The sequence below is a fragment of the Serratia sp. OLAL2 genome, assembly GCF_002752475.1.
GTDB lineage: Bacteria > Pseudomonadota > Gammaproteobacteria > Enterobacterales > Enterobacteriaceae > Serratia > Serratia bockelmannii.
In genome coordinates, this window is record NZ_MSTL01000006.1 from 1 (window position 1) to 12,562 (window position 12,562).

8 protein-coding genes and 1 pseudogene are annotated in these 12,562 nt (G+C 40.9%); 6 read left to right on the forward strand and 3 right to left on the reverse strand.

Annotated elements, in window-relative coordinates:
* Positions 1 to 439: 439 nt before the first annotated feature.
* The 6 genes from BVU99_RS06335 (at position 440) to BVU99_RS06360 (ending at position 8,232) form a co-directional block, all read left to right on the forward strand.
* Entirely contained in the window at positions 440 to 1,489 is a 1,050-nt protein-coding gene (locus BVU99_RS06335; RefSeq protein ID WP_099817390.1) for an MBL fold metallo-hydrolase, read from the forward strand.
* Entirely contained in the window at positions 1,482 to 2,804 is a 1,323-nt protein-coding gene (locus BVU99_RS06340) for an ABC-three component system protein (protein ID WP_069100305.1), read from the forward strand. Before BVU99_RS06335 ends, BVU99_RS06340 begins: the two co-directional genes overlap by 8 nt.
* The gene (locus BVU99_RS06345) at positions 2,791 to 3,333 is read left to right on the forward strand and encodes an ABC-three component system middle component 1 (RefSeq protein WP_144334746.1); all 543 of its coding nucleotides are present in this window, start codon (positions 2,791 to 2,793) and stop codon (positions 3,331 to 3,333) included. The genes BVU99_RS06340 and BVU99_RS06345 overlap by 14 nt, the downstream gene beginning before the upstream one ends.
* Positions 3,323 to 6,454 carry an AAA family ATPase gene (locus tag BVU99_RS06350; RefSeq protein ID WP_144334747.1) on the forward strand — a complete coding sequence of 1,044 codons (3,132 nt, stop codon included), beginning with the start codon at positions 3,323 to 3,325 and terminating at the stop codon, positions 6,452 to 6,454. The genes BVU99_RS06345 and BVU99_RS06350 overlap by 11 nt, the downstream gene beginning before the upstream one ends.
* A 282-nt stretch (positions 6,455 to 6,736) precedes the next feature.
* Positions 6,737 to 7,339 carry a site-specific integrase gene (locus tag BVU99_RS06355; RefSeq protein ID WP_033643773.1) on the forward strand — a complete coding sequence of 201 codons (603 nt, stop codon included), beginning with the start codon at positions 6,737 to 6,739 and terminating at the stop codon, positions 7,337 to 7,339.
* A gap of 173 nt (positions 7,340 to 7,512) precedes the next feature.
* Positions 7,513 to 8,232 carry a hypothetical protein gene (locus BVU99_RS06360; RefSeq protein WP_099817393.1) on the forward strand — a complete coding sequence of 240 codons (720 nt, stop codon included), beginning with the start codon at positions 7,513 to 7,515 and terminating at the stop codon, positions 8,230 to 8,232.
* A gap of 295 nt (positions 8,233 to 8,527) precedes the next feature.
* Here the strand turns inward: BVU99_RS06360 and BVU99_RS25290 are convergent.
* The 3 genes and pseudogenes from BVU99_RS25290 to BVU99_RS06370 form a co-directional block, all read right to left on the reverse strand.
* A pseudogene (locus tag BVU99_RS25290) lies at positions 8,528 to 8,629 on the reverse strand (transposase); the annotation flags it as partial.
* A 50-nt stretch (positions 8,630 to 8,679) separates the two neighbouring features.
* Entirely contained in the window at positions 8,680 to 11,208 is a 2,529-nt protein-coding gene (dgt, locus tag BVU99_RS06365; RefSeq protein WP_099817394.1) for a dGTP triphosphohydrolase, read from the reverse strand.
* Positions 11,209 to 11,544: 336 nt separating this feature from the next.
* Entirely contained in the window at positions 11,545 to 12,456 is a 912-nt protein-coding gene (locus BVU99_RS06370) for a LysR family transcriptional regulator (RefSeq protein WP_099817395.1), read from the reverse strand.
* Positions 12,457 to 12,562 lie beyond the last annotated feature (106 nt).

The following is a 12,562-nucleotide window of genomic DNA, read 5'->3' on the forward strand; positions in this document are numbered from 1 at the left end:
GAAATGGGGGAGTAAAATAATAGAATGAAAGCAGGGATAATAATGTCACTGGTTTATTAATTATGAGTTTAATCATTTTATGTGGCTATATTTTGTTGGCGGGGAGTTTGGTAAGGTGTGTCGCATGGTCGAGGTTAGGTGTTAATGGCTGCTTTGTGCCAAGAGCGGACATTGCTGAGATCATAATGTGTTAATCAACGGGGAGCGGGTCAATAGATCAAGTGCCACGTCTGAAGACGAAAAAGAAGAGGCTGGAAACTCAACTGAAAGCCGAATAAGTATTGCTAACCAAGGACAAATGAAGTAATAAATAGCAATTTATTGCTAGCACTGTGTGCTTGCGCTGGCAATAGCTTAGGTTAGGATAACCATTATCAGCTCGCATCGCTGTACATGCCGTTACTCTAGCAATGAGCTCCGGAACCGGAAGGAGAAGGCCATGTCAGTTAACGTTCGTGTATTAAAAGCGTTTCACGGAGATTGCATATTCATAACCGTTGACTCAGGAACGGTTACGGAGAGGATTCTGATCGATGGGGGGCCAGAAGCTACGTTTGGTGTCTCTCCACAGGGAGAACTTAGATGCCTACTTAACGAGCTAGAAGCTGAAGGTAAGCAAATTGATCTCGTCATGCTCACACATGTTGACGATGATCATATCGGTGGTTTAATAAAGGCCTTTGAGGTCAAAGATGGACTGACGAAGCTTGCACGTAAAGTGATATTTAATTCTGGGCAACTCATCCATGACTACTTCAAAGTTCCAATAGATCCTAATAAAGATATATTAGGGAACTTTACTCAATCCCAAAATACTTCATTTAAACAAGGGAATACTCTTGAACAATTACTAAAGGATCTTGGGATATGGCACAGGAACGTGATAAAGCAGGGCGATAAAATTTCCCTGCAAGGCTGTGAGTTGATTTATCTTACACCAAACGAAGCTGAGTTAAAAAAACTTCTGGTAAAATGGGAAAAAGAACAATCTAGCCCATTTACCTCTGCATCAAACACCGATTGGAAAAAGAGCTACAAAGAGCTGATTGATCAAGACTCATTTAAAGAAGATAATTCAAAGCCAAATGGAAGTTCAATATCATTTATTTTAAAAGTAGGGGAGAAAAATTTTCTATTTTTAGGTGATGCACACCCTACTAGTATCACTCAAGGTTTAGCAATGTTTGGATACAATGCCGACACTCCTATCAACGCAGAAATGGTTAAACTCTCTCATCACGGGAGTAAAGGTAACACTAGTTTAGAATTACTGTGTGCAATAAATTCTTCGAATTACATAGTCAGCACTGATGCTACCCGACATGGCCTTCCAAATAAAACAACGTTTGCACGTATCCACAACAAAAATTCAAATGCAGTAATATTCTTCAATTATAAATCGGTGATCTCAAGTATCTATACAAAAGACGAACTTGCACAATTAAAAGAACGTGTCATGGCGCTTTCTGGAGAGCTAAGCTTTGCCTGATCAAATTAATAAAATACGCTCCCATGTCGTCATGGTTAATGATGGCAGTGGTGTGTTTATCCAATCGGCCCGCGGTAACCAAAGCTATATACTCACGGCAAAACACGTATTGGAAACCGAAGAGAACTCGAGTCAATATTTTGACATTGATAAAATCACTGTCAAAAAAATGAATGGAGATGTAATTGATTTAGTGAGTCGGATCGTCAGCACTGACCACGACCTAGCCGTTTTGATTACAAGCAGCGAGCTAGCCTCCGACCTACAAATAGCGGTATCAAAACCAGAAAGAAACAAAAGAGTTTTTTATTATGGATACCCCTCTATTCGTAGAGAATTAGAATCTCGCGAACAGTTAAGAGAATATCCAGGGCGAGTCAATGAAATTGAAGATGATAGATTTTCAGTAACTCTTGACGGGAGGCCGGGCTGGAGTGAAGTAGTGGGATCATCTGGCGGCGGAATTTTCGTCGAACTTGGAGGCGATATTTTCCTTCAAGGGATAGAGTCGAGAGTAGAGGGCGTTGTCGACCGTGAATTTCATGGAAAGGTTATTTGTACGCCTGTAGCCATGATTGAAAAACTACTCTCTGAATCAGGACTTGATAAAATACATCCTCCCTCAATGACTAGTTTTATAGGGCTGGTAGATAAAACATTTCAATGCTTTGCTCAAGCTGAGGATCCGAATAACTTAACATTCCTCATGAATCAGCTTCATGAGCGTGGATCTAAGCTTAGTTCTGTGGAAAATATGACCCCTTTCGCGCTCTATGAGAAATTTAAGAAAAAGCTATTAATCAGAGACTGCCCAGAGCAAAATCTCTATAATGAGAATCTTTGGATTGCATACCTTGAGTTCTTAATAATCAGTAGCTTAATTGATGACATCACTATTGCTGATTTCTCTTACATTGATGAGAACTCCACCCGACGCAGATTCTTATTCTCAACCGATCAAGATAATTGGATTTGGAAGTTGATGGATATTTTTCGATCAGACTTCAAGGGGCTAAAACTCGGTGGAAAGATTATTGTCAGCACAGGGGATAGCGCACCAAAGCATGAAGCTCGTAAGTCGTCTTTAGACAGGGTCGTAATTGATATCGGACGCGGTCAAAAAAGTGAAATGATGGTCGACTCAGGAATAACAAATCCAGCTATTGACTTCAAAGTTTACCATTTAGCTGGCTTACACAAGCTTTGCGTAGTAGATGATGATGAAAATTTTGCCGGTTACTACGCTGGAAGTAAGGAACATGGCGAAGTTGAATTAATGGCCCGAATAAAAGACCTTTACAATGCATATATCTAACTCTAATCAAGATATTAATTTCTTGTCACGACAGTTTCCTCAAGCAGCATTCTACCTATATCGATCACAGCCAGAAACTTACATAAGTTGTTTTGTCTGTTGGATTAAAGATGAAGCAGACTTGCTTTTTCTGTGGAAAAAAGTGTCTAGCATTATCGCCTACGAATACCAAGCTGAATTGGAAAATAAATTTGACGCTTGGAATATATACCTTGCATTTGTAACGCCATCTGCAATTGCAAAAACAACAAAATATGAAATTGAGAACGATAAATTTTCTATGCGGAAATTTGTTGTTTCAGATGTTGATTATACTTTTGACCCTGGAATCTATCTGAACAACGAGATCTTAGGTGCCGATCTAAAACTCAGCCCCGTATTCTCATACAGGCCTCAAATAGATGAAGAGGAACTGAGTGAACTGCACAAACAGTTGAACCAACTGTTGCCAGAAAAAAAAGCAAATCCAACATTATCTTCTGAAAAAATTATTTACTTGGCAAAGTGGGTTTCTGACAATGAAATTTAAATCCGTGGATATTGTAGGTTTTCGTGCATATGCATTAGAAGGTGATGGGGCATTCGACTTTTCAAATCCAGACGGCAAAGTGTCCAACTTTATAGCCATATATGCTCCAAACGGATTCGGCAAAAGTTCCTTTTATGATGCTATGGAATGGGCAATAACAAACAACATAGGACGGTACATCAGAGAAAGTCAGCGTACAAATAATGATGCGGCATCACTCTATTTGAATAATAGCGAGTCATCACAAAGAATATTAAAAAATAGATATATTGCGGAAGATGCTCCCTCATACGTAAAAGTGCGTGCGACTGGGAACAAGGAGTTTGAGCGTTCCGTCAGACGTCCCGCGCTAGGCCAGCGCGACTACACCTATGATACAGCGCGAACAGACAAAACCACTAAGCATTTAGCAGACATCTTCTTGTCTCAAGATGCAATTGATGTATTCTTAAAAGAAGAACGACCGGAGCAACGCTATGATCGTTTCATGGGGGCGTTTGGCGGAACCGACGAAAAATACCGTAGCAGCTTATTTTCTTCAATAAAATCTTGTAATCGAGAGCTAAAGCAATTAAACGATACAATTTCAGAACTCGAAGGAAGTTTGCGTGAGCCCACGCTGGATTTTAGTGTTGACGAAGTTAATAAAACTATAGATGAAATAAATCTCAATGGAGGAAGGTTTCCTAATATTGAAAGTGGTTTTTCAGAGTTGGAACAGACTGAATTAATGTCTTTGCTTTCTAAACATGTAATTGAATTAAATACTAAGCTAACCTCATTACGGCAACAGGAACTGACTATTGACACCTGTTTGGGAAATCTACCTATCCTTGCCCAGTATCGTGACCATCAAACGAAACTCAATGAAGACTTGGAAAAAATACTTGCAAATAGAGATGATATTAGTTCATTATCCAAGGCGCAAGATACTAAAATTAATTTAGAGCAACAATTTCGAGATTTTATTAATGAAACTCAGCTGATATCCCTAATTTTGTCTAACCATAAAAAATTAAATAAGACAATTGACGACATCGCTACTCATAAGCAGGAACTCTCTGCTCTCGATATTTCACTTAAAGACAGAAATGTATCAAACAGTGCAAAGGCCCAGTCAGTAGAATCTCTTCGCCAGGAGCGCCTCGACAATGACACTCAGTTGTCGAACTTGATCGATGCATTAACTAAGGTCGAATCTCAGTTCGTCGAAATTGACACTCAAAATAAAGTAATTCTTGTCCTCGATGCTAAAATTAACGAATGCGAGAGACGAATATTAACTGCGGAAAATCTTAAGAAATCATTATTGGAGGAACTGTCAAATTACTCTAACCTTAAACTCGGAAGATCGGCCATATCAGACGTAACTCAAGCGTTACTTAAGCCAGACACCGAATTTGTAGTAAACTATCACCAGCACTTGGAACTAAAAGAAGAAATACTAAACCGAATTAAGACAATAGATGAAAATGCCAAGGATTTAAGAGGGCAATCTGCCGATTTGTTCTCGCTAATTAGTATGGCAAAATCACTTTTGTCAAAAACTACCTCTGATACGTGCCCTGTGTGCAATGCGCAATATGAGTCTCATACTATACTTCTGGAGAAAATCCAATCGAATGGCAGCATTGAAGCGGCGCTCCACTCGCTTCTAGAGAATAAATCAGACCTTCAGAAAAAAATCATTCAGATCGATGGCATTTTAGACCATGGGCAAAGCTATCTGACAACTCTTAAATCAACCGTAGTTGCTACTATCAGCGAACGGCTCTCCACTACTGAGTCTGAAGTTGAGCGCCTAAATCGCGAATTGGCATACGCGAAGCAAGAACGGACGGTGAAAACGGATAGCTTGCATAGCCTCAGAGCAGCAGCTCGAAACCTTGGCAAAGAAGATTACATACTATTCTTGAACCAAGCCATTTCCAGCATCAAAGCGACTATCGTTAAAATAGACAGCAGCCTGGAGGAAGTGCTCGCCTCAATCAAAGCTAGCAAAGAAGTGACCGACACCGTAGCTTCTAATAGAGCTGAAATCCTAGCGAAATTAGGGGCGATGGAACAAGACGATATTTATATTCTGTATAAAAATCTTAAAACTCGATACATACTCCCTGATGGGGATATTGTTAATATTTTTTCACGAAAATATAATGACCTAACTGAAAGCCAAAAAAATCTACAAAATGAATTGTCTGCTATTGCAGAAATTATCAAAAAAATTCAAACAAACTTAATTCAATCTGACGTATACTCATCCGAGACATTACTCCTTGAAGGATTAAATTCACTTAAGGAAGAACTGAGTCAAGTTCAAGACTCGGCAACGTTAATTCAGACAAGTTTAAGTCCCTTCGTTAATGATGTCACTGCGCCAATCGACTCTCTCAATGAGGAATTGCATCGCAAGAAATATGATAATGGAAAGAAAATAACTACAGCGTCTTCTTCTTTGATGCTTACCAATGTTGTTAAGGCCCAGATTGAGGATGTCCTGCCATTCTTCAAATTTAGGGAGATTCGCGCTAAAATTAACTCTCATCGAGATACAAAAAGTCAGGTTGAGGTCCTGTCTCTTTCATTAAGCCGAGAGCTAAAGAAGACTGAAATTAAGCTCAAGGAGAGAATCGATAATTTCTTCTACACTGATTTAATTACGTCAATTTATCGAAAGATTGATCCGCATCCATTTTTCAAGACTGTAAGTTTTGAATGTATTTTCCCTATTGAGGATAAGCCTAGGCTAGAGGTGTATCTTTATGAAGATGAGATGAGTCAGCCCATTTCTCCAGCGCTTTACTTTAGCTCTGCACAATTAAATATACTTAGCCTCAGTATATTTCTTGCAAAAGCATTGCATATTGAGCATGATGGCGAGCAAGTAAGGTCAATATTGATTGATGACCCAATCCATTCCATGGATTCAATAAATATACTTTCAGTTATCGACTTATTAAGAAATATATCAATTAAATTCAATCGTCAAATAATCCTGTCTACACATGACGAAAATTTTTATGAACTTCTAAAACTTAAGGTTCCAGAGGAGAAGTTTGGTTCAAAATTCATAAGATTCAAATCATTTGGTGTTGTGCAAGCTGATGGCAATAGTGATTAAATGCATGTGTTTACACACATAAAGCTCCTATTTGCTAGGCAAAGCACAATAGTTAAAATCCTACCCCAATAAGACTTTATTCTAGACGATGATGCTGCATATTGTATGTGGCATCTTTTCAGTGTTCTTTAACAGCGGATCAGTGTAAGCACCCCGCTTAGTAGAACCATTGGCTTTTAGAGATCCTGAGTACGGTTCAGTTATGCTTATAAGGCCAATGTCCGCTCTTCGCTCATAAGGGACAACCATACTCAAATCTCCCACATTGCAGGAGATTTGAGTATGAACACGTCACCGTGGAATAAAGACCGTATCATAGGCCAAAAAAGACCACTTCAGATATCTCATATCTGGGGGATCCGAATCCGACTTGAACTGGAAGGTAAAACGCGTGATTTAGCTCTGTTCAATATGGCCTTAGACAGTAAGCTACGAGGCTGTGATCTGGTGAACCTCAAAGTATCTGATGTTGCATATGGTAGCTCGGTTTCAAGCAGAGCAACGGTGCTGCAACAGAAAACCGGTAGCCCTGTGCAATTTGAGATAACCAAAGGGACAAGAGAAGCTGTTGCTGCATTGATAAAGCTTGGCAATTTGCACAGTAAAGACTTCTTGTTTCGGTCTCGGATCGGAACTAACCGGCACATATCAACCCGACAATACAGCCGAATTTTTCATAGGTGGGTAGAAAAGCTTGGTCTCGAAGCTTCGCTTTACAGCACACATTCCATGAGAAGAACAAAACCTTACCTGATATACAAGAAAACCAAGAATCTCCGGGTGATCCAACTTCTGTTGGGCCATAAGAAACTGGAAAGCACAGTCCGTTATCTGGGCATCGAAGTCGATGATGCGTTAGAGATCTCTGAATCGATTGAAGTCTAAGGTTGTCAGGGCTGCAACAGCAGCCCTGTGCCATGAGAGGACATTGCTAAATCACGGTATAATAATGAATTGGGACTAGGTCGAAACATTTGGTGTTGCTATGATTACAGCAACACTGGTAGGGCATATCATTCGGGTTTTATGAACAGAACAAACTATACAGGAAATATGAAATGTTTAAATTCGAGGCTTTACTGGACCTTCCAATGCAATTTTCACACTATGACGTAAGCCTAACGTTTGAGATCATTTCCTCTCTAAATGCGCAAACTGATGCCTCTATCGCAGCTAATGTAAGCCAGTACCATACCGAAGGGCCAGAAACTGAAGAGTATGAAATCTCTGCTGAAGATAACGCTTATTATTTAGTTGAGTACTATATGGGACTGGATAGCGGATCTGTTGATTTAGATGATATGTTTACATCCTACTATCCCAGCGTTACACGCCGCTCTGTCTTTTTGACGTTATACGGCATGCTTGAGCACGATTTCGAGAAGCTATGTAATGGCTTTGCAAGGGTTCACAACGCGCCTGTTAAGTTGTCAGACCTTAAAGGTAATGGTTTTGAACGTTGTGACTTGTATGCCAGGAAGATCATTGGCATGAAGGCTTCGAGATATTACTCTTTGGTGAAGAAAGTAACTAAGTTACGTAACGCTTGTGCGCACAACGATGCGCGTTTCGTCTCAAATGATGGTAGGCCCATCCCTGAGTTGGAGGACCTGATGCATACATATTCTAAGGAATTAGTACAAGATGGTGAGCAGGTTAACTTTAAATCTGGCTCTCTCCAGGCGATGACGAAAATATTAAAAAACTACTTCAACGATGTAGAAGAAGCCCTGAAGGCACATAAAACACCTGATCTATTCATTGGGTCGCGCAAATAGACCTGCGGCAAATAAAAAAACACCCGAAGGAGGCTTACTGTCATGGGGCACTCCAAACTATAGAGCAGGATTCTATACCGTGGTGGGGTCAGTCCAATTGATTCACGGCATTAATAGAAACATATATGGCGACTCAATTGCGAACTTCCGCTCCTCGCTCACAGCAGACCTTCAACCTGGTAAACTCGTCCGCTCCGTGGCAGAAGCGGACATCTAGAAAGTTACGATACGTCAGGTAATATGTTCAAAGGTGCCTAGTCCGTTAGGTAGTATGCATACACTAGTACTAAGTTCCAGAGATCTCGGCTTCACGGCAAAGGTCCCTTACGGCACGCCCGGTCTCAACGGACTTCAGTACGGCAATGATCTTATGTTCGGTGAATCGGACTTTACGCATGGAGATCTCCATACAGGGAAAATACAGAGATATCACTGAAAAAAATTCAATTAATCTAATAGCTCTTTGTAAACCCTCTTTAGTTTCTTATCTGTTAGGCTTGCAACATAATCCTTGGCCAAAATTAACTGATATACATCTATATATTTAGTATTTCCAGGATGGAAACCTATCATCATATCCAAAGGCAAGAATTTTAAAAGATCATAAGGTATTTCAATTGTTTTATGTTGGTCTCTATAATACTTCAAGTATTCAGTTGAATTTAATCTCTCATGCTCCATTCTAAATTGTGTATTTATATGCTCAGGGAATAACGTAAAAAGTAACAATAACTCGCTTACCATTTTTGAAGCCTTCATATTAGCAGATAAAACTCTCGGATCTAGGTGAAGTTTGTTGACTTGAATTTTACCCCAAATTTCTCCCATGTCATTATCAATCTGTTCACTATGAAATACACAGTAATGGCCCGCATTAAAAACATCGGCTCTGGATTTTAATTTACTGATCCTTTTTGTTGACTCCAGAATGATATCTTCCATCAGGAGTTTTATTATAGCCCCCCTTTGCTCTATAAACTTACCATATAGATTTTCGCCGCTTCTCATTCTAAAGTCTATTGGAGCTCGATGAAACAGTCTAGAACCTAAGAGGTCATGAAGTTGTATAGCTCCTAACTTTATTCCATCCTCTATATCTGATAGTAAATAAGATATTTTATCAGCAGCTCTAACTGCCTGACCTTCAAGGTGACTGTATCCTCCACATTTCAGGTATTTTTGATGTTTTGTATGTTTCCATATATTTTCTTGACTAGGTCCATCCCCATTGTGGCAATACGTATGTTTTAAAATGCAATCACATACCTCTGGTGTTAAATTTAGCCCATTATGCAATTCAATAACGCTGTATTGATATGAACCTTCCAAAAATCGAACAACATCCACACCGTGCTCATAATGGTTAAAGCCACCTTTAAAACCTAATTTTCGAAACATTTGATCTATTGCGTGTTCGCCAGCATGCCCAAATGGAGTATGCCCTATGTCATGAGCCAATGAGCCAGCTTCTATTAAGTTCTTATCTAAACCGAAAGCAGCACCAATAGTCGATGCTAGCTGCATTACCTCTATGCTATGTGCCAGTCGTTGTCTTAAATGTTCATCTTCTTCAAGAGGGAATAATTGAGTTTTATCAGCGAGTTTTCTAAACCCATTCGACCAGATAATTCTATCTCGATCCCTTTGAAATTCTATACGAAAGCCATCACTTCTGCTTCCATGTTCTCTTTCAGAGGCTTTGGCGGCCCACTCACTAGACAAAGCATCATTTTTCTTTTTTATTTCTTCAGATGTGCGACGCACTGGAGATTCTGGGGTCATCGCCCAAAAACCAGTATATTCTTCTAGCTGTTCAATTATCTGTTTAATTGAGTTTACATTAGCTTTGTCGTTATTTCTCTCACCAATAATCTTTATTGTCTCTTCTATATTATTACCATCACTCCATAATTGGATTACTTCGTTAAAAAAGACTATATCGTTAACTTGAAATCCTTGTTTTTCCGAAGTCCATAAGTTTACTTTTTCAACATTGTCTCTATTGCTAATAGATTTGGAAAAGTCATCAACTCTTCTAATTGGAAAACTAGATTCTACATTGTTTTCTTCTATGAACACCCGAAAAACATGATTATTCCCAACCCTAGAGAAAGACCTGACCTTGTTAATCACTTCGGACTCAAAGCTTAGTGTTTTAGTCCCATTGACTTTTATTACTAATAAATCAGAAGATCTCCATGGTTGATTCTTTGTCTCAATACCACTATTTTTTAATGCTTCTTCTTCAAAATATGGAACTATGTATTTCATCACACTAGGCTCAATGTATAATATATCATGACCACATTTTTGCAAAGATGAAATTAGTTCCGCTCTCTCCTCTCTAATCCCTGGTCGTGTAAGATTTTGTGGGATAGAGCAATAGATTGTTGCTCCATCTTTTGATAACTGTATTGCTCTAGAAATAAACTTTTTAAATTCAGAAGGGTACCAAGGAGGGTCTATTGTTATGCAGTCATATTTTTTTCCATGTAAGCCAATATTGCCGACATTTACATCATGCACCTCGGCATTTGATATACCTGTAAATACTTTATTAAATAAAGATACAACATCTTCATCAATATCAAGCAATGTTACTTCTTTGTTGTATGAAGAAATTGTTGCGGCTAAAGTAGGAGTGCCTATGCAGGCAATGTCATGATCATTATGAATATCCAGAATCCTAGTAGTCATTAACTCCTGTGATTCAAGAGTATACCACCATTGGAAAAATTTAGGGTTGGCCGCAGGGAGTTTGAAGAAAAATTTAGATTTATAGTCAAGTGAATTAGTAGATGTTCCAAAGTTGGTTTCTTTCAATTCGTTAAATATGCGAAATGCATCTTTAGGTTGGGCGCCATCACACAGTGGTAATATCTCATCAAATTTTTTATATCCTCGCTTAAACAGATTTTTAATTTTTATTCTCAAGTTGGTCTCCCAAACTTGTTCTTGATGTGTGCGTGTAGTCATATGCTTTCCAGTGTTAGACTAGTTAAATTAAAACTATTGTTTAGAAATGCTGAGTATTGCATAAAAAAAATTGTGGTCAACTTGACCTGCGGCCAGTTCACTAACATACCACTATGCTTGTAAAACCTTAAGCAGCAGTGGAAATGATCGTGAACTTCCGCTTCTCGCTCAAAGCTGCCCCTTAATGCCACCGTTCAAAGCAATAAACCAGTACCAGTAGCTGTGGAACGGAAGCGTTGTGGGGCTCATTGAGGAAAACAGAAATCCCCGCTCAAGAATGAGCGTATAAACAACGCAGATGATGAACCCTACGCTCGACTACCGATAACAACACCGCTAATCTAGCCGCGACTTTTCACCCCCAACCTTCCGCCACAACCCCGGCAACAGCGCCAGCGTCTCATCAATCAGCGCACGCCGGTCATTGCCCGGCTTCCAGATGGTCACCATGGTTTGGCTGATCCCCTGGCTGCCGACTTCGGTGCGCAGCGTGCTGACGTTTTTCCACTGTTCCGCATGCATATGCGTCGGCAGGAATCCCCAGCCGCAGCCCTGTTCGAGCAGGGCGCGCAGCATCTCCAGTTCGTTGGTAAATATTGTATGCCCGGAGATTTGCAGGCGGCGCGCCACGGGTTCGTCAGAATCCGGGTGCATGATCACCTGCGGCGCGAGCGAGAGCTCCAGCAGTGAAAGCGGCTGTTCCGCGCTGGGGAAAAGCGTTTTAGCGGCGTAAAAATCCATCTCTATTGCCCCTAAGGCGCGCCACTCCATGGCGTCGCCCACGCTGCGGTTGCGCGCCTGGCAGATACCCAGATCGGCCTGGCCGTTTGCCAGCAGCCTTTCCGCTTCGTCGCGTGAGGCGTTAATCAGGCTCAGCCGCGTGTTGCGTTGGGCCATGGCGGCAATCAGCGCTTGCAACAGCGCGCGGGGTGTAAAGGGATCGTAGACCAGCGAGATTTCCTGCGCCGCGCTCTTCGGCACGTCTTTGGCAAACGCCTCAAACGCTTTCACCTGGCGCATCAGCAGGTGCGCCTGGCGCTGCAGCTGTTCGCCTTCCGGCGTCAGGTGCAGGCTGCGCCCCTCGCGCAGAAACAGCGCATAGCCCAAGCCATCCTCGAGAAAATCAATCAAATCGCGCAGCGTCGTGCGGTCTTTGCCCAGCTTGAGCGCGGCTTTCGCCAGGCTGCCGTGCTCGGCGACGGCGGTGAAGGCTTCCAGTTGGGCAAAGGAATAAATCAGGCTCGGCACGCGGTTCTCCCGTCGATTTTTCGGGGGATTTTCCCCCATCAGGCGTTTTTTATTATAGGCTGCGTTTTTTTAAGCTGAACGCCTTCCTGAGCTAAGCGAGAAAAAA